The organism is Nitrosovibrio sp. Nv6 (assembly GCF_900110495.1).
Taxonomy (GTDB): Bacteria; Pseudomonadota; Gammaproteobacteria; order Burkholderiales; family Nitrosomonadaceae; genus Nitrosospira.
In genome coordinates, this window is sequence record NZ_FODX01000005.1 from 64,096 (window position 1) to 86,705 (window position 22,610).

A 22,610-nucleotide genomic window follows, 5' to 3' on the forward strand; every position below is an offset into this window, starting at 1 on the left:
GCCCTGACATAAAACGTATGGCAGCGTTCATTATTGCGCTTTCGTCCAATGGGTGGCATAACGTATCAAATCGGCGCCGTCTTTCAAGTTCAATTTGGTACGAATGTTGAAGCGATGCGTTTCGATAGTTTTAATACTGCGGTTAAGCAACTTGGCAATTTCCTGACTGCTATGTCCGGATCCAATCAAATGCAGTACCTCAAACTCACTGGGGGTCAGACTGTTAATCAACGGTTCAGGCTTCGAGTTTCCGGTCGCGACCCGATTCAACAGCCTGGCGTGCATCGGCTTGCTCAGATAAATATTCCCCTTTAACACCTCGCGGATAGCGGTTACCAGCACTTCACCCGGCTCCTGCTTCATCACGTAGCCGCGCGCGCCAGCCCGCAAAGCGCGTTCGGCATACACGCCTTCGTCGTGCATGGAGACGACGAGTACGGGTAATGCCGGAACCTGGACGTGCATGCTTTTTATGACCTCGAAACCGGAGAGGGTCTTGAGAGACACGTCCATTAACACGATGTCGGCCTCATGTCCCGCTTTGAGTGCGGCCAGCGCCTCCTCGCCGTCGCCCGCCTCGGCAAATACCTCCATATCCGGCTCTAGATTGATGAGCATCGCCATGCCGTGCCGCAACATGGCGTGATCGTCGACCAGCATTACTTGTGCTTTCAAGGCTGACATAGCGGGAAGCTCCTACCCTGTTCGCATTTCCAGCCGCATTTCCAGCCGCACTTCCATTCCCCCTTCGGAGTGCGACAGAAATTCCAATATCGCGCCAAGCTGCCTGGCACGATATTGCATGATTTTAATGCCCATTCCGGGCGATGCTCCGTATTTCGTGTTAAAACCGGCAAAGCCGCCGCCGTCATCGCGTATCGACAGGCAGAGCTTTCCTCCCTCGGAAACCAGCGAAATTGTCACGTGTTGCGCGCGGCCGTGGCGTATTGCATTATTGGTAGCTTCCTGGGCAATCCGGTAAAGATTAAGCGAGAGATTCTTATCCTTGATAATGACTTCATTTTTGCATACGAAATCACAAGTAATCTTATAAGTGATTGAAATTCTCGATGCAAACGCCCGCAACGCACCCATCAGACCATTGGTCTCCAGTTCAAATGGAAGCAGCCCCTGAGCAAGCTGCTTGCATTGCATCACGGCGATCTGCGCCTGGGTTGCGATGGAAGCTGCGACGGTTGCCGCATCCACACTCCCCGATGCGGATATTTTTTTCTCCAGCGCCTTGGCTTGATAACCAATCGAAGCAATCTGCTGGCCGAGATTGTCGTGCAATTCCTGACCAATCGAACGCTGGTGTTCTTCTGCAATGGAAACCAGCGTCTGCTCCAGACGCTTGCGATCAAGCCAGCTCTCCAGATCACTCGCGACAGCGTCGATAAGCCGCTGCTCTTCCGGCACCAGGAATGGTTTGTCCTCGGGATAGAAGACACACAACCGGCCGCAGGGTTTGTTGTTGGCCTTAATCTCCGATTGCAGCTCGTGCGTACGATACCGGCCATGATTCTCGGAAGTAAAGCGCCTGCCATCGAGCTCGATCATCGCGGTAGCAATTTCCGGGAATTGCATGGCCGGAATCAGGTGCTCAAAAATCTGCTGACAGACATTATCCACCGACAATTCCAGCCCCATGCCATGGCGGATCTCGTAGAGACACGTAATTTCTTTCAGACGCTCGCGCAGCGCCTCATCGATCTGCTTGCGCTCGAACCACCTCTCCAGATCACTGGCGACAGCGTCGATGAGCCGCTGCTCTTCCGGCACGAGGAATGGTATATCTTCGGGATAAAAGACACATAACCGCCCGCAGGGTTTGTTGTTGGCCCTGATCTCCGATTGCAGCTCGTGCGCAGGACCTTGGCCGTGATTCTCGGAGGTGAAGCGACTGCCATCGAGTTCGATCATGGCGGTAGCAATCTCCGGAAATTGCATGGCCGGTATCAGGTGTTCGAAAATCTGTCGGCAGACATTCTCCACCGATAATTCCGGCCCCAGGCCGCGGCGAATCTCATATAGGCAGGTGATTTCCTTCAGACGCTCGCGCAGTGCCTGACCTGCGCTTGCAGGCTCATCCATAGAAGGATGAGCTGCGTCCGCTTGGTTTTTTTCCTGGCTGATCATTGAAGACTTCATCATTCGTTTGCAGCGGCACGAGCAGTGCTGGAAGATGCTAAAACATGAAATCCAAATCGGCAAGCGCTCTTATTGCAAAGTCAAATTTCTCGCCGCACGTATTTCCGCTGCCAGTTGTAATACTGACATCGCGTAATTCACGCTGCGGTTATAACGGGTAATGACAAAGAAGTTATTGAAACCCAACCAGTGCTCGTTCCCGCCTTTGTTCTCCAGCTCGATCAGCGTCACTTGACGGTCGCCAGATATAGGCGCTTGCGGCGCGACACCCAATTTTCTCATTTCCTTGACTGTATAGAACGGCTTGCTCCCCGAGTACACAGCCTGACGATAGTCTTCACCGTTAACCAGCGCGGGAACCGCTACCGTCTGTTCCGTTTCCCAGCCATAGCTCTTCAGATAATTCGCGACGCTGCCAATGGCATCTGCCGTGCTACGGGATAAATCGGCTTTACCATCATTATCAAAATCCACCGCATATCGGCGATAGCTGCTGGGCATGAATTGTGGGATACCGATAGCACCGGCATAAGAACCCTTGATGTTCAGTATGTCTGCACGCTGTTCCCGTCCCATCAGCAGATATTGCTCCAACTCGTTGCGGAAGAATTCGGCGCGCTTCGGATAATCAAACGCCAGCGTAGTAAGTGCGTCCAGCACGCGATGCCTGCCGCTCTGTACGCCATAATTTGTTTCGATACCGATCACCGCGGCGATGATTTCCTCGGGAACGCCGAATTCTCTGCGCGCCCGCTCCAGCACTATGGCATGACTATCCCAGAAGGCAACGCCGTCAGTAACACGCTGAGGTGTCACGAGGAGCGGCCGGAACTCATGCCACGGCTTTGAAGTAGCCGGCTTGGAAATCGCATTGATTATCGACGGCTGAAACTGCGCTGCACGGAGGACCTGCTCAAGTTCAGTCTGGGTAAATCCGTGCCGTTCCACCATCTCACCGATAAAGGTTTCGATGTCCGGCCGCAGCTGCGCCGGCGCGGCGGTGGAACCCGTCGCACCGATCGCGGCACATCCGGCGAGTGCCAGAAGCCCAAATGCATACAGGCGCAACCATCTGATTTTTCCGGACAAGAAAGCGCGGACAACCACCGGCCTCTTGCCACTATCGATACGCACGATCAAAAACCGGATAGATATTTCCCTGAATCTTTTCAATAAGCTCATCGCTTTCTCACTCCCGCTCAGCTTCTTTCACTCCTCATTGGCTTCTTCACTCCTCGTCACCCCATTCCCGCCATCCCTTGAGCAGCGGGAAATATAGTCCCCGCCTCACCGGCCGCCCATCGAGCATGCGCATAAGCGCGGCGTACCGGTCGAGTTGAATACGGTAGCGCTCCTGTTCACGGCTGAGAAATCCTTCCAGGTCTGCGCCTTCATGGCTGCTGGTTTTGTAATCCACGACCCAGCGCCGACCATCCGCATCGCGAAAAGTGCGATCGATAACGAGGTCCATATATTCTCCCCCGACAATCGTTGTCATGCGCAGTTCACTGCGAGCGTCCTGCTGTGGACCAAGCAGCCATTGCCCGCGCGGATCGCTCACCGCATGGACAAGCGCTGTCATCACGCGCTTGATTGCCGCGTCCATATCGCTCCCGTTATTGACCATACCGCACGCAAGCAGTTGACGCCTGAAAGTGTCGCGCAAAACCTGAATCCGTTCCACGTTCCAGTTCGCCACCCCGTCCTCGGCAATACGCTGCAACCAGCGATGTACAACGTTTCCGATAAGACGCGCCGTTTCGCCAGCCCACGAATATTCTACATCTCCCTGGGCTGGCGCGATTTTCACCTCAGCCTTCCACTGTACAGGTGGGGGGGCGACAGGCAGCGCCCAGTCGGATACAAGGCGCCGCAGCGACTGATCGATCATATATTCTCTTCCTTTCCTCTGTGCGCTGCCATCTTCGTTGCCATCTTCTTTACCATCCGTGTTGGCAATCGACATATCCGAAGATATTGCTCGTGCCGCGGCTTCTGCATAGACCGGTTCGACCACGGGCCAGATTTTGCTCAGCAATGTTTTTCGCGCGGGCGGCTTCAGTTCAAACCCGCCCTCCTGTCCATGAGCAATACCCGCACTGCCAAGCAGATGCAGGCGCTGCCGCGCGCGTGTCGCGGCCACGTAGAGCAGACGCCCGTCCTCAAGATCAGCTTTTTCGTCATCCAGTTTTTCCAGCCAGGAATAGATGCGATCGGCGTCCGCTCCGGTTTCCTGAATCGGTGCAAGCAACAAGTCCTTACCTTCGTTTTCTCCTTCCCTCTCTCCAGCAAGCGACTCACCCCGTAAATGCTCCATCCACATGAAGAGTTTCTTGTCATTACTGCGCGAGGAACGGCCCAGGCCAGGCACGATGACGCAATCGAACTCCAGCCCCTTGGCCTTGTGAATGGTCATGATCTGTAACGTTTCGTCGGCTTTCACGTCGGGTAATGCGAAAAGCCTGGCGAGTCCTTCCTCCAGTGCAGCCAGGCTGAGAACTCTCCCGGTATTTTCGTACGCTTCAAGGTAGTCAAGATAGGCTGCGGCGTCTTCCGAGTCTGTTGCATCATTTAGGCACGCGGGACCTCCCAGCGCAAGCCATGCTGCCTCAACAGTCGACCGCAGAGACTGGCGACAGCGATTGGCCATACACACCTTCAGCACTTCACGCACACGCAGCAAGCGGGCATGCCCATCGGAGGAGATCCGTGCCGTGCATGCATCATCGTTGATCAATTCCCACACTGTCCGGTTGCCTGCCCCCGCGGTACTTTCTCCCCTGGTACTTTCTCCCCCGCTTCCTGCTGCATTGACAGCAGCCACATCATCCGTATCGTCGGAGGCGGGCTCCGCTTGCGTTGAAGCGAGCGCGTGCATGTCCAGAAGCGTGAGCCCGCACCATGGCGCGCGCAGTAGCGCGAGCCATGCCACTCGGTCCGCCGGATGCGCTAGCGCCCGCGTCAGGGCCAGCAGATCCTGCACAACCTGGCGGTTGCCCAGTCCTTCGATTTCAATCGCGCGAAAACGTATTCCTGTTTCCTTGAGCCGGGGGACGATCTGGTTGAGATGGCTGCGGTTGCGCACCAGGATTGCGGTTGTCGAGGAGGGATCAGCGTTCCGCGCTTGCATGGCAATCTCTACCACTTTTACCGCCTCGGCGGCATGGTCATCATCGAAAAACGGGTGTACGCTGACCGCCGCGCCGTCAAGCAAGCTGTGCATTGCAATGGACGGTGTATAACGCACGGCGCCAATCGAGATATTCTCCCGCTCTGGCATCACCTCCGCGAACGTGTCGTTGACCCAATCCACGATGCCGCGCTGCGAGCGAAAATTGGTGGAAAGGGAAACCGGGTGCAGTATGACGTTGCCAATTCCGCCGGCACGGGCGCGAAGGAATAACCCGACCTCGGCCTCGCGAAAACGATAAATGGATTGCATGGGGTCGCCAACGGCCAGCAAACTGCGACCATCCTCCGATTCCCATCCTGCGGTAAGTTTCGCAACCAGCTCATATTGACTGATCGACGTATCCTGAAATTCATCTATCAACAAATGCCGGATACGATAGTCGAGCGCGAGAGCAAGATCAGTAGGCATCTCGGATTCGCCGAGTGCTCGCAGCGCGCCTTGCGCGACCTCGGTAAAGTCAACCTTGTTGCATGACTGAAACACAAGCTTGAGCTGTCCCGCCGCCAGCGGCAGCAGTTGCGTGATCGCGCCGAGTACTTCCCATTGCTTTTCGGTATAAGCCGGCGGCGGCAACAGACGAACTTCGTGCAGCGCCTGGCGAAGCGCGCCCTCATCATTTGCGGACAACAGCGAGACGAGTGCACACGCCCTGTCTTTCCATACCTTCGCGATGTCTTTACTGGCTTTGGCCTTGCCAGGCGGAAATCCATCTCTTACGGTATGCTGCTTGCGCCACGAGCCGTCTTTTGTGAGCAGCAGTTCGGCGATGGCGTGCCAGCAGCCGACGTCCTGCTCTCCGTCGCCAGGCATTCTGCTGAGCCTGCCGAATTGCTCGTACCCGGCAAAAGCCGAACCCCTGTCGTTATCCGCCAAGTTGTCAGCCACATACTGCACAATCTCAACCGTTTCGTCTTGCATCGAGGCTGGATATGACGTGCACAAGCGCTTAAGCGCGTCCTGCCGCGTGTTCTTCAACGCGGCTTCCAGCTCATCGCGGTCTCTGCCATGAATATGGCGCAGCCATTGGTCGCGCCGCGCGAGCATTTCAACGAGCAATGTTTCGACCCGTGCCACGTCGTTATCGAGATGTTCCAGCAAGCGCTGCATATTCTGCGCCTGGGCGTCTCCCCCCTCGACCAGATCGATGGTTGCACGCGCCGCTTGAAGGTATAAATCGGACGCGTCCTCGACGGTTTCCGGCTGTGAGCCGAACGCCGATAACATGGGCATCTGGCGCGTAAGCGAGGCGCATAATGAATCGAATGTTTGAATACGCAAACGTGCCGGATTATCGAGAATATGCCAGCCAGCGTGACTATCGCGCCGCAAGACTGCTTCAGCGAGCTCGCGAGTTAGTCTTCCATGCTCGGTCTCCTGTCCGGTTTGGGGTCTTACGGACGGATTAAATTTTTTGTCGGCCTGCGCAAGCGCCGCCATCAGACGTTCCCGCATCTCCGCAGCGGCTTTGCGCGTGAATGTAATCGCAATAATCTCTTCCGGCTCTTCGACAGTCGCAAGCAGCGTGAGATAGCGCTGAATCAGAAGGCCGGTTTTGCCCGATCCGGCTGGCGCCTGAACAATAAAAGAACGCGTGGGATCGAGGGCACGGCGGCGCTCATCAAAGTCCGGCACGATGTCGGACGCAAGGTCAGGCGCAAGTTCAGCCGTAGGAACCGGCGTATTCAGCATGGACGAGGCGTTGCTCACCCCCCGCCTCCCTGCTCTGTAAACTCGCCCCCTGCCCGTTCATGAATCCGGCAGAGCGACCGCACGTCACAGTTGCGGCAGGTATGTGGATATTTCTTGGGATCGACTTTCGCATGGCCCGCAATGAAATCGACAGCGAGGCGCTCAAGCGTCGCGCCCCAGGCTGCGACGAGGCCCTCCCATGAGCCGTATGCATCGCCGTGGCGTGACTCTGAAAACGCCTTGGCGCCGGGCAGCAGATCGCTGTCGCGCACAAGCAGAGTGAACCGCATCTCGCCTGTCTTGACCTGCGCAAATGCGACTGCCACGGCATCCGGCTCGGCAGCTACAAGATACAGGGGCAATTGCGGTTCCTCCGGACGATCGCCAAGCATGGTGCTCACCGATGGAGCCCGCGTCTTGTAATCGATAACAAGGCGGCGCCCGTCACCGAGTTCATCTACCCGGTCGAGCCGGGTCGCCAATGCAAGCCCGCCTATGTCGATGTTGCGTTTGTCTTCAATCGCCACGACCGTGAAGTCATCGCGCTTTTTGTCTTCGTTGAGCCATTCCCGCCCTAGGCGCATCAGGCGCCGTTGCTCAATCGCTGCTAAACGTCCTATAGCTGGACGATCGCGCTGAATGCGTGCGACTGCGGCTTCCGCGGCACGCATAAGTACCGCTTCAAGGTCTTCATCACTGATGGTATCGAGCGCACTTCTGGTCTTGAGTCGGCCCCATGCCTGGGCGAGTACATGATGCACCAATGTGCCGCGCTCCATTGCATCCAGTCCCGGGCGAGGCGCTCTAACGCCTTCCGCGCCCAATCGATGCACCGCCAATGCTCGAAATGGGCAGACCGCCTGATCTCTTATCACCGCCATGCCGCCCGTAACGCCTTTGGCACTGTCCATACGCATCGGTGGCGCTTCGTCATCTCTCAAGCGCTCAAGCCGGCGTGCATCATGGATAAAATCATGGTGGCTGGCATAATCAGGCAACACAAGCTTGCAAACAACAATATCCGCTATCAACGGGCTGGGCGAGAGTTCGCGCGTATCGTGGTCGCCGCCATGCCGCGGATGACTCAAAATAACCTCTTTCGCCGCCGTCAGCCATGCGTCAGTGAGCCGGCGCGCGAGTTCGAGAGACGAATCCGCCGAGCCTTGGGGTAACCGCTCGGCTCGTTGTAGTTCGATTGGCAGAAACGGATTCGGTCGTGGCTGCGGCGGCCATGCTTCATCAGATAACCCCATAACCCAAAGATGATCGAACGCCATGCCCGCGGCCTCGAAAACCCCCAGTATCTGGATGGGAACATCCGGCGTCTCGGGTTGAAACAGCGTATCGGCCGCCATATGGCGCAAGCGCGACAACGCTTCGCCGTAGCCGGTATGTTGCATGACGTTGTCAATGACAGCGAAATCGGCAAGCACTTCCTGCCACTTTTTGACTGTCTGATATTCAACTGAATCCAGGTCGCGCTCGCCGGGAAAACCTACGATCCGGAGGACTTCCAAAATCGCTCTGGCCAGCATTGAGGGCGCTTGTGAACCGAGCAGCTTCGTCTTGCGAAATTCGTCATAAACAGACAAGCGGCTCACAAGGACCGGACAGTTTGTACTGCCCGGTTCACGCTCGATCAGGGCGAGCAATCGTTCGAGCGTAATCATGGGCGCCGCGCGTTTGCGTAGCTGGGCGTCGAGCCGGGCACGATGGATCATCTCGGTCTCGCCACCTCCGATGAAAGGTGAGCGGAGCAAAATGCTTGCGCGTTCAAACTCGATTTCCCCCGCACCCAGTTCGAGTATGAGGAACGCGGCGTTTACCAGAGGATACGAGGTCAGAGCCAAACCCAGCGATGCATTGAACGGTGGAATGCGCCCTGCCGTACCTGGTAATGATCGCTGAACGTCCGGCTCCATCACGGAGTTGAATATCCGCATGATCGTACTTCGATGCTCTGAAAATCCTGGAACCACGACACCGATGCGAACCTGGCCGTCGGCTTCGATTCGCTCTCGTGCCCATACTGCCGCATGGTAAATCTCCTCGCTGCGGTCATCATATGCCACACGCCGGATGGGGTTGCTCGACTCGGGTGGCGATGCGCCCTGAGACGGCGGAGCAAGCATTACTTCACAACCATACTCCTCGAGCTTGATCAGTAACGCTGCCAACTGGGGTGTGACAATATCGAAACCGTAGCAAATCAGGCGCTTCGGTTTGCTCACTTCCGGATACTGGCATAACTCCGATACCAGATCGTGAAGCCGCGCGCGGTCGATCTGGCGCGCTCGGGCGGTTATTTGCTCGTAAAATTGCGACCAATCACGAAATGCTCTGCCATCTTCGTTCAGCGGAAAGTTCCTGAGTCGTGGAATGAGGTTCCAAGCGTGAGCGAGCTGCCACGCTTCCCGGGCAAGCCGCGCGGCTTCCGCAACAGAATGCAGGACCGCGCCCGCTGCCGAATGGGAAATGGCCTTCTCCCACAACACCTGCTCCTGAGCAGGCGTAAGCAGAATGGGTAAATGAGGCGCTCCATCGGAGTAAAGCGCGTCCTCGTAGAGACGTTCGACGAATGCGGTGACCGGCAGAATATCCGCGGAATCCCAGACAGATACTCCCTTGACAGTCTGAACCCTGTCGAACTCGCGCTTCAGTGCTGTCGCGAGCCGACGGTTGGGAGTAACAATCGTCATGACATCGATTTTTATACCGAGGTCATAGTCCGCAAGAATCTCACTGAGAAGAATTTGTGGAAAATTCAGAATGGGTGACATGCGGCAAAAAGCGACCGCTGCCGGATCAGCGTTCGAGTTTGTCCAGTTTTTCTGTTACCTTTGCCCAGTCGTCCGCATCTGCCAACGCGTCCTTTTTCTCAATAATGGGTTTCCAGGCTTTGGATAATTCGGCGTTCAGTGCAGTGAAATGCTGTTGATCCGTGGGCACATCGTCCTCGGAGAAAATTGCCTCCACTGGGCACTCAGCCACGCATAAAGTACAATCTATGCATTCGTCCGGATCAATCACCAAAAAATTGGGCCCTTCGCGAAAGCAATCCACCGGGCACACATCCACGCAATCTGTGTATTTGCATTTAATACAACTTTCGGTTACTACATAGGTCATGATGGATCCTTGCTGGGCTCTTTTGAGAATTCTCAATTTTACCAGAAATTTTACGAACGCCGCTATAACTCTACAACCCAAACCAGGCTGCCAGTATGGGTTTGAGCCGAAAATCAGGCTTGAATAGGAACACCGGAACTCTAGCCATACAATGATGACGTCCCGTATCGCCTTGATCCTGCTTACTGCATTGCGCGGCTCGTGTATGCAATTCTGCCTGTTGCCGCCGCGCTGTCGGCAATTATCCCGGCACGGCGTTTTGCTTTTGGATTAATTGCCAAAGAAATAAACACTTCCCCAGCCATCACCGGCCACTCCAGTATCAGCGTCACAGCCTGCATGATTTTTTCGAAGCCCTCCTCCGACTGCGAAACGGAATAACAGGGTTGCGCCCTTAATTCCACCGGAGATGAAACTTTCAGCTCAATACTCCCCGCCAGTGCATCGTCTTCCAGTGTTATGCCGGTCATGGCGAATAATTCAAGCGGCTCACCGAAACCACAAGGAATTTCATCCTGATAAATATAGCGCCCGCTCCAGCCGTCACAACTCGGCATGGCCAGATTGATCTCGGTACTGAATATGCCTTGGGCTTCGTCTGCGAAAAGATACGACACTTGCAGCTGATTATCTGCAAGCCCGATGCTCTTTTTTACGTGAAGCGAAAATGCTTCCGCCTGGCAAAGCATATCATCAGCGGCCAACGCTTCATGCTCATAGCTTATAAATCCCCCATTCAAACGGTCTACGAACAACCCCCGCGCATGGTCATCAGCCACTAAATCCAAGGCATCTATTTTATGCTTGAAACTGACTCGCTCGTGCGCCGAAGCGATACCGGTGCCGCCGTGCCCATGTGAGCCGTACACACTTTGATCAATTTTTTGATAATAATGTTCCGTCTGGCGCTGCAATGTATCGCCAAAATTATGCTTCAATACATAGGAATCCAGTTCGCAAACACTGGCGCCCCCATCCAGCTTCAACACGGCCTGAATCACGCCGTTCTGTAAATACATTTCCTCCGTCCCGTCAAGATCGGTATCTTCCAAAAATCGTGCCGGGCGCGGCCCGTACGCATCGAGCATCGCTTCCAGTTCCACAATTGCCCTGAATACCGCCCGGCGCAAATGGGGCAAATACAAGCCCCCGAACAAACCGTGCCAGTATGCATCATTGGCCTGGGACTCATAGAGCTTATCCCTCATGGCGTTGCTCTGTTGTGGCTGTGGCAGCGATGCGAACCGCGTGGAAAGGCCCAACATGCGTTTGTGCATCCAGTTGGATTCAGGATAACGAGAAAAGAAATTTTTCCAGATTCCGCCGCGCAGGAACGCCTTATTGTCCTCATACCATCCAGACGCCTTCCCCTGCCGCACCAGGTGCGCATAAATATTGGCGGGCTCGGCAGGGAGAGTCCATTCGTTCATTTCAATATAGGAAGTGGTTGGCAGATACACTACACCGCGGGTTCTTCCAGCAATATGGTAATCGCCGTAGTGCTGGGTGCGAATCATGGGCGAGGCCAGCACATTTTGAATAAAGCTCTCCAGCCAGCCTTTTCCATACACCCACTCGTAAGTCTCCGGCCAAATGCCAAATTTTTCGATATCATCAAAATAGACCGCCGCATTGCCATGTCCGGGGGCGCTGTTCCCAGCGAGAGACTCGATATAAGCTACCGCGTCCTCAGCCGGCGAAAACGGCAACCGGTAGCGCAATGCTTCGGAAATGGGAAACAGATCGAGTTTACGTCCGTCCTCCTCGGTAGTGAAATAGCCGTCCAGTTCCGCCAGGGTTTTGCCGGCACAGAGAAAATGGTAATCGTCCACGATAACGTAGCGGATACCGCAATCCGCTAACGCCGGAACAACGGTTGTTTCCCACACGCGTTCCGTCAGCCACGCACCTCGCGGTCGTTGCCCCAGCTTCCTCTCCAGCTTATCGGAAAACGTCTGGATCTGTCCGATCCGGTCACGATTGGGAATGGCCGCCAATACTGGCTCTGTATCCCCTGCACCAAATAGCTCGACCTGTCCGCGCGCCACCATTTTCCTCAGCAATGCCATGTCTTCGGGATAGTGATAAATCAGATAGTCCAACAGCCATCCGGAAATATGCATTGCAAAACAGAATTCCGGGTAGCGATAAAGTGCTTGCAGGAAGGGTTTATAGCAGCGCATGTGGGCATCGGCAAGAACCTCTGGGAAGTTACCGACCGGCTGGTGAGCGTGAACGCCAAAAAGCAGCGAGATGGGCCGGGTCATCGATACCCCTCGAGAAAAAAACTTAGCCAAGAATTTGCGCAGATCCCAACCAACATAACGTCGGCGCCGATCAAGCGAACCGCATCATAGCTATATCCCTCTCGTCACGAAACGGCCATTTCAGCGAGAGAGATGTGGCCGAAACCGTTTCGGCTTGCTTAAGCAATAAAGATATCAGTTGGAAAATAGTCAGTCGGGGCTGATAAGCGCCATTTGGGATCCTGAATAAATCCCTAAACCCCTGTAGCGCTCATTTGCCCGCCGGACAGCAAAATTACGAATGCTCAGAAGTTCGCTACGAAGCGCGCCGCATGGCGCCACCCAACTCATGAGCGTCTCCACCCTGGCTGATAGGTTCGCGTACGGTTTCGGGTACCGGCAATTTCAGCAGGCCGTATAGATTAGCCAGATTATCGCGGAACAACTGGTCGAAACTCGATACCACATATGGCGGATTATAATCGCCTAGCCACCAGAACCAGTCAGAGCTTTCGCAGGAAGCCAGCTGCCGCTCGGCTTTAGCCTTTTCCTCATCAGTCAGACGGCCGCTTTGCATAACAAGGTCATAACTGTGCTTGGCCGCACAGAGCAGATCCCAGGCGCAATTTTTGTCCCGATCGCCTATCCAGGTGGAAAATGATCCGTATACCCAACTGCCCGCCGCCAGTACCGGCAAAGTGACAACGTCGACTTGCTTTGCGGTGGCAAGATAGTCCTGATAAGTGGTAACCCGGATCGAATCGTGGTTTTCGAGAATTTCATAAAGATCGTTGAGAAAATAATATCCGTTGTAGGGGTAATATTCCCAGGCATTTTCGCCATCGAGGATTACGCTCACCACCGGATTCTCACCCGGAGTCGCATTACGGCCAATGTCCTCGAGAGAGTGCACCAAATGCTCCGCAGCGTCACGCCCAAACCATTTCGAGTATTCGAAGCCGATCATGTCCGACAATTTCTCGTCGCGAAAGAAGCATGTGACACCGCCGGCCCCGCCCTCTACCCGATATGGGCGGTAAAGATAGCGCCCTCGTTCAGGCAGGGGTTCGGGTGCATTCGACATTTGTAAGCTATTGGCCAGCACACCCTCCCCGCTGGCGCTCCATTGACAGCCGTGGTCGGCCAGAATTTCCAGTAATGGCGCGGAGATTGCGCCTTCCGCAGGCCATATCCCGCGGGGGGTAATACCAAAGCGGCGCACATGACTTTCGATGGCTGAATCCAACTGACGCGCCACACGGCTTTTTCCCCCCGGATAAATGGTTTCCATTGGCAAATTCGAGCCGGGCTCGCTATCACGCGCGGACGAAAAATCGATCAACAGCGGCGCAAGCGGATGGTAATGCGGTGTGGTGGAAAGTTCGATCTGACCTGATTCAGCCAGCTTGCGATAGCGGGGAATCAATCCCTGTATCAGTTCCCCAATCACATCGAGCAACTGCTTCCGATCGGCGTAGCTGAAACCCCTGCCTTGCGTCATCAGTCTCACCACGGCCTCATTGTCCCTACGCACGCTCTCACCGGTCCATGCAAGGTGGTACCAGACGAGCAGGTCCGACAAATACTGGCCTGAAAGATAAGCCAGCTCGGCCTCGCCACGTTCCCGCAACGCCTCGTGCATATCGTGCAAGCGTTTATACGCGGGATAGGGCTGCATCATGGTCACATGATTGCTGCGGAAGCAACTGTCAAATGCTCGCAGACGATCTCTTGTGGAGACCTGTTCCAGATCGGGCGTGGCCAGCAAACGCAAGAGCGGATCCCGTAGTTGCCCCATGGCGAACTGCGCCGCATAATCCTCCAGCTGATCCAGTAGCACCGGCACAAAATTAACCACCGCCTTCATGGAGGGATGTGCTTCCAAATGGGATACCATGTCGCTGTAATCCTTGATGGCATGCAGATACACCCATGGCAGCATAAACTCGCCAGTTTCGTAATTGCGGTAATCCGGCTGGTGCATATGCCACAGCAGGATAAAGTTCAATGGTTGCATTATCTTGACCTGATGGAAAGGAACTCTGAAAGCTCCGTGCGACTGCGACGCTCTTCGTTTATACCCTGGCTATCTTGCCGCCCCTCATTCCTCACCTGACATAATGTATTTTCTGTCCGAGCATTTCCGGAGTGATAAGAGTAATACCATTTTCAGTGACATGAAACTGCTTACGATCTTCTTCCGGGTCAAATCCCACGGTCAGACCAGGGGGAATCAAACAGTTCTTGTCCACCACTGCCCGTCTCAGTCGGACGTGCCGGCCGATATCCACATTGGGCAGTATCACCGAGTCTTCAATACTGCTATAGCTGCGTACCTGTACATTGGAAAACAATAAAGAACGGCGCACCGTTGACCCGCTGATGATGCAACCGCCGGAAACCATGGAGTCCAGTGCCTGGCCCCGCCGATCGTTGTCATCGAAAACAAACTTGGCGGGTGGCAGCTGTTCCTGATGAGTCCAGATCGGCCAGTCCTGATCATATAAGTTGAGATCAGGTGTGACGTGAGTAAGGTCGAGATTCGCCTCCCAATACGCATCAACCGTACCCACGTCCCGCCAGTATGGCACACCTGACACCATGTTGACACAGCTGTCAAGAAATCGGTGAGCGAATACCCGGCGGCGAGGTACCAGATACGGAATCAAATCCTTCCCAAAATCATGCGACGAGTCTTTGTCATCATGGTCATGAATCAGCTGTTCGAACAGGAACGATGCTTTGAACACATAGATGCCCATGCTTGCAAGCGCGTACCCGGGCTTACCGGGTATGGAAGCAGCCGTGGCGGGCTTCTCCGCGAAACTGGTGACACGCAGATCCTCGTTCACGCTCATGATACCGAAAGCATTCACTGTCTCCAGGGGCACATCAACGCATGCGACAGTCATGTCAGCGGATTTCTCAACGTGATCGGCCAGCAGCTTGCTATAGTCCATTTTGTAAACGTGATCGCCGCCCAGGATCAGCACGTACTCCGGATTATGAACGCGAAGTATGTCGATATTCTGATACACCGCATCGGCGGTTCCCTGGTACCAGGTTTCCTCGATTCGCTGCTGAGCCGGCAGCAACTCAACAAATTCATGGAATCGCCCATCCAGGAAACCCCATCCATGCTGGATATGACTGATCAGACTCTGCGACTTGTACTGAGTAGCGACGCCAATACGGCGAATCCCGGAGTTAACGCAATTGGAAAGCGGAAAATCAATAATGCGGAATTTGCCGCCGAAGGGCACCGCGGGCTTTGCGCGCCAATCCGTTAACTGCCGCAAGCGGCTGCCGCGGCCGCCTGCCAGAATCATTGCTATCGAGTTACGCGTAATCTGACTGTGGAAGCGCAGGTCAGCCTCTCCTTTCATCTGGAAAACCCTTGAATAAGTCTTGCGTGGAGCGCTATTTCCGCTATTTCATTTGCCCTCAGAGCGGCAAATCGGATGATTATAATGCGCGAGGCGAAGATCGTAGCTTACTATTGTACGACAAGGGATGCCAGGAAGTGCAACCCTTGAACGCGGGATATTGCCGCAACCTCAAGAAGCTTCCCGTTTCATCCCCATATCCGTGCAGTGCGATGTTTTCTACCGCCAGGTTTGATCATTCACGATCCTGCCCCCCTTGGCCTTGCGCGAGCTATAATCGCCGCATGCATCCCGATCTGATAAAACAAGGCATGCCTGTCGAGGTCAACCCACTGCTGGAAGCGCTGTTGGCCGCACGGCTGCATGATCCTTTCAGTTACCTGGGTGCCCGCATTGAGCATAATTATAGCTTGGTGCGGGTATTCTATCCGTATGCCAGAAAGGTATGGGTTGATACAGGAGGCAGTTTTGAGCCGATGACGCGCATGCATCCCGTCGGAGTTTTCGAATGGCGCGGCGCCGCTTTACCGCCCCTCCCGTATCTCTTGCGTGTCGAAGATGGCAACGCGGGACCGGAGGGACCGGTATACGAAACCTATGACCCCTATGCTTTTCTGCCGCAAATCTCCGATTATGACCTGTATCTGTTTAATGAAGGCCGATTGCGCCAGGCTTATCGTACGTTAGGCTCCCATGCCATGGAGAGCCACGGTATCGACGGTGTGCTTTTCTCTGTATGGGCCCCTAACGCCGAGCGTGTCAGCGTCGTGGGCAGCTTTAACCGATGGGACGGGCGGATGCATCCGATGGCGGTTCACGGTTTTAGCGGGGTGTGGGAATTATTCATTCCCGGTATTCCGCCAAATTCACTCTACAAGTACGAAATACGCAACCGCGATAGTGGCGCGGTCCTCCTCAAAACCGACCCCTACGCCACACATTATGAGCTAAGACCCAATAATGCGGCGCGTACGCCAGATTTGGGCGAGACAATCTGGGAGGACGCCGAGTGGATGGCAAACCGGAGAACAAGAGATTGGCTACAGGCCCCGCTGAATATTTATGAAATTCATGCCGGATCCTGGAAACGGCATCCTGACGGACGCTTCTACTCTTACCGCGAACTTGCCGGGCATTTGATTCCCTATGTACGGGACATGGGCTACACCCATATCGAGTTGATGCCTGTTTCCGAGCACCCGCTTGACGAATCCTGGGGTTACCAGACCACCGGCTATTTTGCCGCCACCAGTCGCCATGGCTCACCGGATGACTTGAAATTTTTCATTGATGCCTGCCATCGGGAAGATATCGGCGTAATTCTCGACTGGGTGCCGGCGCACTTTCCACAAGATATATTTGCCTTATCCCGATTTGACGGCAGCGCACTATATGAACACGAAGATCCGCGCATGGGGCTGCATCAGGATTGGGGTACGCATATTTTCAATTTCGGGCGCAACGAGGTGAAATCGTTTCTACTGTCGAGCGCTCATTTCTGGTTATCCGAGTTTCACATGGACGGATTACGGGTGGACGCTGTTGCGTCCATGCTCTACCTGGACTATTCACGAAAGCAGGGCGACTGGTTGCCCAACAGATATGGCGGCAGGGAAAATCTGGAAGCCATCGATTTTCTGCGCGAACTGAATATCATGGTGCACGAGGAATTCCCCGGCGCATTGACACTGGCGGAAGAATCCACCTCATGGCCAGCCGTATCCCGTCCTGCCCATCTTGGCGGCCTTGGGTTCTCCATGAAATGGAATATGGGCTGGATGAACGACACGCTATCCTATATGAGGAATAATCCGGTTCATCGCCGTTTCCACCAGGACCAGCTCACGTTCGGCCAATTGTATGCCTACAGCGAAAATTTTGTGCTGCCGTTTTCGCATGATGAGGTGGTGCATGGCAAGGGATCGCTGCTAGGCAAAATGCCGGGGGATGCCTGGCAGCAATTTGCAAATGTGCGTCTATTGTTTACCTACCAAATGACTTATCCCGGTAAAAAACTTAATTTCATGGGAAACGAATTCGCTCAGGGACGTGAATGGGACTCCAGGCGAGAACTGAATTGGGATCAGCTACAACACGAACAACACCGTGGCGTAAAGGCGGCGTTGCGCGACCTCAATCACTTGTACAGCAGTATCCCCGCACTGCACGAACGCGATTTTTTACCTGAGGGTTTCGCATGGATAGACTGTCACGACGCTGACAACTCCGTTATCAGCTATTTGCGCTACGCATGCGATGGCTCATTTGTAGTGGTGATACTCAATTTTACACCCGTGCCTCGCGGGCGCTACCGTATCGGCGTTCCTGCCGGAAGCGCATATAACGAGATATTCAACAGCGATTCCTCGTATTATGGCGGCAGTAATCTGGGTAACATGGGCGTCATCGATACGACAGGCAAACCGTGGATGGGGCGGCCCGATTCAATCGTTGTCAACCTCCCGCCACTTGCAGGGATCATTCTTTCGCTCGAAATATCGAGTGGTACACCGGTGCTGGCGGATGCGATGGATAAGGTTCGCACTTGACCATAACGGGAACGCGACCGGGAAGCCATTCCTGCAAATGAAGTAACGCTGGATGGAAACCTGAAGTGTAAATGCACCCGAGCGCTTCACGTTTTCGCTCCCCCGCCGGACAGCAGCAAAATCAATGTAGAAAATATAACCAGCAGATTACCATGCCACTTGCTTCATCACATTACGACCCACGCGTTCTGTTTGTTACGCCGGAAATTTATCCTTTAAACAAAACCGGAGGCCTGGGTGATGTGAGCGCAGCGTTACCTGCAGCGTTGCGAGAATTGGCCGTAGATGCACGGATACTTATTCCGGGCTATCCACAAATACTGGCGGGACTCAAAAACAAACAAAAGATAGCCGAATTCGCCGCTCGGCCTCCATTCCCGCCATCGACCCTGCTATCCGCAAAGCTGGCGGTGGATGCGTCCACACGCGTTCCCATATTCGTCATTGACTGCCCCGCGCTTTACCGGCGCGAAGGCGGACCCTATGCGGATGCAGCCGGCCGCAACTGGCCGGACAATGCATTGCGTTTCGGCCTTTTCTCAAAGGTTGCCGCGACGCTGGCTAGCGATGCGAGCCCGCTCGTCTGGCGCGCACAGGTTGTTCACTGCAATGATTGGCAAAGTGGCCTGGCGCCCGCATATCTACATTTTCACAAAGGCAAAAAAGCGGCATCCCTGATGGCAATTCACAATCTCGCGTTTCAGGGGGTTTTTCCACCTGAAACCGTAACTCAACTGGGTCTACCCGTCGAAAGTTTTCATATAAACGGCGTGGAATACTATGGAGGCATGTCGTTTCTAAAGGCCGGGCTCTATTATTCCCGCCACATCGCTACCGTAAGTCCCACTTACGCCAGAGAAATTCAGACGGCGCCGCTTGGTTTTGGCATGGAAGGCCTCCTGGCCGGGCGGCATGCGCATATCAGCGGTATTGTCAATGGCATTTCCGCGGAGTGGAATCCCGCTACTGATCCTGATCTTGCAAAGAATTACACAGTTGCCAGCCTGGCGGCGAAAAGCGCCAATAAAACGGCGTTACAGCAGCAGCTAGGGCTGGCTGTCGATCCCGACATTCCGCTGTTTGGCTCCGTCAGCCGGTTTACTTTCCAGAAAGGTTATGACCTGTTGCGGCAAGTCGCCGCTCAGTTAATTGAAATGCCGGCGCAACTGGCGCTTTTGGGCAACGGCGAAGCCATGCTGGAGCAGGAGTTGACCCGGCTGGCAAAAAATCACCCTGGGAAAATTACGGTACGTATTGGATTTGACGAAAAACTTGCGCACTTGATAGAAGCGGGTGCGGACAGCTTCTTGATGCCTTCCCGCTTCGAGCCTTGCGGACTGAACCAGATGTATAGCCAGCGCTATGGAACGCCTCCGTTAGTTCATGCTACAGGCGGCTTGCTTGATACGGTTGTCGATTGCACAACAGAAACGTTGGCCGACGGAAGCGCCAGCGGATTTTTGTTCCACGACATGACTCCCGTCAGTTTTCTCAGCGCTATCCGGCGTGCCATTGCTGCCTACCATGATAAATCCATCTGGCGCCAATTAATGCGAAATGGCATGGCCAAGGATTTCAGCTGGCGCTCGAGCGCGGATGCGTATCGAAAAATCTACCTGTCGCTACTCCCCTGATCTATAATAAGAAGTCTGAATAACCTGTCCATGAACACAGGCTGCTCCAACCTGATGGAAAGTGGTTATGCCTATAGCCAAATCATCATGCCCATTTCAAATGGATGCGTCAGCAGAGGCTGATGGGGATAAGCGCGAATGTAATAGTCCAGCCTACCGCATAAATCGGGGACAAGATTCAATGCGAACAGATGTTCTCCCGATTCTTCCATGCCCGTAAACTCAAATCTGAAATGTTTGTACTCATATGCGCTACTCTTCTTGAACTGACGGCCGACCAGCAATTCCACTACCACATCCTCAGGCTGTAAACCGTTCAGCCGCATAGCGACATCGAAATGTAGCGCATCGCCAAAGTTGATACGTTTGAGGGGCGTATCCAAACGGCGAATTGTTACGCCTCCCCATGCCCTTCTCACAAAATCTTTCCAGACAGCGATTTTTTTCGCGCCGCTGAAATTGTCGTCAGAATAAAGCGCTCCCTGCCTGCTGGCGGGCACATAAAAGTTCTTGATGTACTCGGTCACCATGCGGGTGGCATTGTAGCGCGGCAGGAGCGACATCATGGAGTTTTTGGCCATTTTCACCCATCCTGGCGAGTAACCCAATTTATCGCGACTATAATAGAGCGGAACCACATGGTCCTGCAGCGTTTCGTAAAAATCCTTACTCTCTTCCTTGTCGCGGAGCGACGGCGACATATTCTCCGGCCCCGGTTTGATAGCCCAGCCATTCTTGCCGTTATAGCCTTCTCCCCACCAACCATCCAGTACACTCAGGTTGAGCGTCCCGTTTATACCTGCCTTCATGCCTGAGGTACCGCTTGCCTCCAGCGGATATATTGGACTATTGAGCCACACGTCCACCCCGGAAACCAATCGGCGCGCAAGACGTAAATCGTAGTCTTCGACCAGCAGAAGTTGCCCTTCAAATTCCGGTAGACGCGCGATCTGGCTGACACGCCGGATCAGATCCTGTCCCGGAACGTCGGCGGGATGTGCCTTGCCTGCGAAAATCAGCATAACGGGACGGTCGCGCTGAAGCAGGATTCTTCGCAACCAGTCGAGGTCCTCGAATAGCAGCGTCGCACGCTTGTAGGTGACAAAGCGACGGGCAAAACCGAGTGTCAGTATATTTGGATTGATGGGGTCGGCGAATCTGAGCAAGCGATCAAGATGCGCTTCAGAGCCATGATTCCGGGAATTCTGGGTGCCAAGACGAGCGCGTATGCCATAAAACATCTGCGACTTCAGCGTTTGCCGCACACTCCAGAACAAGTGATCCGGTATCGCTTCAATACGTGACCAGTACTCTTCATCACACATATTGCTGCGCCACTCATGGCCGAGATAGCGATCGAATAAATCAGTCCATTCCTGAGCCAGAAAAGTGGGTACATGCACACCGTTTGTGATGTAGGCCATCGGGTTTTCTTCCGGCTCGATCTGAGGCCATAAATCCTTACATATGCGTGCTGATACGTCGCCGTGTATCTTGCTTACTCCGTTATGAAAACGTGAACCGCGAACGGCAAGGCCAGTCATATTGAATTCGTGATTGCCCGGGACGCGTCCCAACTCCATGAACATTTCCCGGGTAATCTTGAGTTCACGGTAAAACTCCTCAAAATATGCTAACATCATATCATCACTGAAGTGATCGTGACCTGCAGGCACCGCCGTGTGGGTAGTGAAAACGGTACTCGCCGCCACTGCCTCCAGCGCGCTGGCTAAATCCAGCCCCTGCTGTACCAGATCATGCATGCGTTCCAGCATCATGAATGCCGCATGGCCTTCGTTGATATGCCATATCGTCGGCTTAATTCCCATTTCTCGCAGCGCGCGGGCGCCGCCAATGCCGAGTATGATTTCCTGCTCAATCCGGTTTGCCCTGTCGCCGCCGTAGAGCTGATGGGTTATATCGCGGTCGCCCACGGAATTTTCCGGCAAGTCGGTATCAAGCAGATAAAGCGTGACATGGCCTATTTTCGCCCGCCAAACCTTCACCACCACTTTGCGTTGCGGCAACGCCACTTGGACTCGCACTTCCGCCCCATCGTCGCGTAGCACGGGCGTCACGGGCAGGTCTTCAAAATCCGAATCGGTATACGCAACCTGCTGATTGCCGTGGTTGTCTATTGTCTGGAAGAAATATCCCTGTCGATAGAGCAAGCCTACCCCGACCATTGGCAAGCGCAAATCGCTTGCCGCCTTGCAATGGTCGCCCGCCAGAATGCCAAGACCGCCCGAATAGATTGGGAAGCTTTCGTGGAAACCGAATTCGAAACAGAAATACGCCACTTGATCTGCGGGATGCAAACCGCTGGTACTGCCGTTCCGGATGGGTTCGGAATGATAGGAATCGTAAGCCGATAGAATGCTGTTGTAATGAGCCAGAAAAACCTGGTCTTCCGCGGCTTTCAGCAACAGTGATTCATCCACACGCTTGAGAAAGGCTTTCGGATTATGCTCTACTGCTCCCCAAAGGCTGGGATCGAGGCGAGAAAATAGCGAGCGCGTAGAACGGTCCCAGCTGTACCAGAGGTTATTGGCCAGCTCCTCTAGGCGTGCCAGGCGGGCTGGAATTTTTGGGTTGACAGCGATCGTAAATACGGTGCCGGAGGACATACGCAA

At 54.4% G+C, this 22,610-nt stretch carries 12 protein-coding genes; 2 read left to right on the forward strand and 10 right to left on the reverse strand.

What is annotated here, in order from left to right; translation table 11 throughout:
* Positions 1-30: 30 nt before the first annotated feature.
* From BMX66_RS11300 to glgC, 9 genes are all read right to left on the reverse strand, one after another.
* Positions 31-684: a response regulator gene (locus BMX66_RS11300; RefSeq protein WP_090882233.1), complete on the reverse strand. Its 654-nt coding sequence runs from the start codon at positions 682-684 to the stop codon at positions 31-33.
* A gap of 12 nt (positions 685-696) precedes the next feature.
* On the reverse strand, positions 697-2,154 hold the full coding sequence (locus BMX66_RS11305) for a sensor histidine kinase (RefSeq protein ID WP_255398924.1): 1,458 nt from the start codon (positions 2,152-2,154) through the stop codon (positions 697-699).
* Positions 2,155-2,220: 66 nt separating this feature from the next.
* Positions 2,221-3,333, reverse strand: a complete 1,113-nt coding sequence (gene mltB, locus BMX66_RS11310) for a lytic murein transglycosylase B (RefSeq protein WP_090882239.1) — start codon at positions 3,331-3,333, stop codon at positions 2,221-2,223.
* A 46-nt stretch (positions 3,334-3,379) separates the two neighbouring features.
* Positions 3,380-7,051: a UvrD-helicase domain-containing protein gene (locus BMX66_RS11315; RefSeq protein WP_255398925.1), complete on the reverse strand. Its 3,672-nt coding sequence runs from the start codon at positions 7,049-7,051 to the stop codon at positions 3,380-3,382.
* Positions 7,048-9,813, reverse strand: coding sequence for a PD-(D/E)XK nuclease family protein (locus BMX66_RS11320; protein ID WP_090882241.1), 2,766 nt, complete (start codon positions 9,811-9,813; stop codon positions 7,048-7,050). Before BMX66_RS11320 ends, BMX66_RS11315 begins: the two co-directional genes overlap by 4 nt.
* Before the next feature lie 25 nt (positions 9,814-9,838).
* Positions 9,839-10,162 carry a ferredoxin FdxA gene (gene fdxA / locus BMX66_RS11325; RefSeq protein WP_090882245.1) on the reverse strand — a complete coding sequence of 108 codons (324 nt, stop codon included), beginning with the start codon at positions 10,160-10,162 and terminating at the stop codon, positions 9,839-9,841.
* 182 nt (positions 10,163-10,344) lie between these two features.
* Positions 10,345-12,429, reverse strand: coding sequence for an alpha-amylase/4-alpha-glucanotransferase domain-containing protein (locus BMX66_RS11330; protein ID WP_090882247.1), 2,085 nt, complete (start codon positions 12,427-12,429; stop codon positions 10,345-10,347).
* A gap of 295 nt (positions 12,430-12,724) precedes the next feature.
* Positions 12,725-14,425 (reverse strand): glycoside hydrolase family 57 protein, encoded by a 1,701-nt coding sequence (locus BMX66_RS11335; RefSeq protein ID WP_090882249.1) that lies wholly within the window; start codon positions 14,423-14,425, stop codon positions 12,725-12,727.
* 91 nt (positions 14,426-14,516) lie between these two features.
* Positions 14,517-15,794 carry a glucose-1-phosphate adenylyltransferase gene (glgC, locus tag BMX66_RS11340; RefSeq protein ID WP_090882251.1) on the reverse strand — a complete coding sequence of 426 codons (1,278 nt, stop codon included), beginning with the start codon at positions 15,792-15,794 and terminating at the stop codon, positions 14,517-14,519.
* A 311-nt stretch (positions 15,795-16,105) separates the two neighbouring features.
* Between glgC and glgB the strand changes: the two genes are divergently transcribed.
* Positions 16,106-18,343, forward strand: coding sequence for a 1,4-alpha-glucan branching protein GlgB (gene glgB, locus BMX66_RS11345; protein WP_090882433.1), 2,238 nt, complete (start codon positions 16,106-16,108; stop codon positions 18,341-18,343).
* Between the two features lie 152 nt (positions 18,344-18,495).
* Entirely contained in the window at positions 18,496-19,977 is a 1,482-nt protein-coding gene (gene glgA / locus BMX66_RS11350; RefSeq protein WP_090882253.1) for a glycogen synthase GlgA, read from the forward strand.
* A gap of 71 nt (positions 19,978-20,048) precedes the next feature.
* Here the strand turns inward: glgA and glgP are convergent, their stop codons facing one another.
* Positions 20,049-22,604: an alpha-glucan family phosphorylase gene (glgP, locus tag BMX66_RS11355; RefSeq protein WP_090882255.1), complete on the reverse strand. Its 2,556-nt coding sequence runs from the start codon at positions 22,602-22,604 to the stop codon at positions 20,049-20,051.
* Positions 22,605-22,610: the final 6 nt, after the last annotated feature.

Coding starts and splice junctions, on each gene's coding strand:
- BMX66_RS11320 (WP_090882241.1), bottom strand. CDS start 9,813: ATGTCACCCATTCTGAATTTTCCACAAATTCTTCTCAGTGAGATTCTT.
- BMX66_RS11300 (WP_090882233.1), bottom strand. CDS start 684: ATGTCAGCCTTGAAAGCACAAGTAATGCTGGTCGACGATCACGCCATG.
- BMX66_RS11330 (WP_090882247.1), bottom strand. CDS start 12,429: ATGACCCGGCCCATCTCGCTGCTTTTTGGCGTTCACGCTCACCAGCCG.
- glgB (WP_090882433.1), top strand. CDS start 16,106: ATGCCTGTCGAGGTCAACCCACTGCTGGAAGCGCTGTTGGCCGCACGG.
- glgC (WP_090882251.1), bottom strand. CDS start 15,794: ATGAAAGGAGAGGCTGACCTGCGCTTCCACAGTCAGATTACGCGTAAC.
- BMX66_RS11335 (WP_090882249.1), bottom strand. CDS start 14,425: ATGCAACCATTGAACTTTATCCTGCTGTGGCATATGCACCAGCCGGAT.
- glgA (WP_090882253.1), top strand. CDS start 18,496: ATGCCACTTGCTTCATCACATTACGACCCACGCGTTCTGTTTGTTACG.
- glgP (WP_090882255.1), bottom strand. CDS start 22,604: ATGTCCTCCGGCACCGTATTTACGATCGCTGTCAACCCAAAAATTCCA.
- mltB (WP_090882239.1), bottom strand. CDS start 3,333: ATGAGCTTATTGAAAAGATTCAGGGAAATATCTATCCGGTTTTTGATC.
- fdxA (WP_090882245.1), bottom strand. CDS start 10,162: ATGACCTATGTAGTAACCGAAAGTTGTATTAAATGCAAATACACAGAT.
- BMX66_RS11305 (WP_255398924.1), bottom strand. CDS start 2,154: ATGATGAAGTCTTCAATGATCAGCCAGGAAAAAAACCAAGCGGACGCA.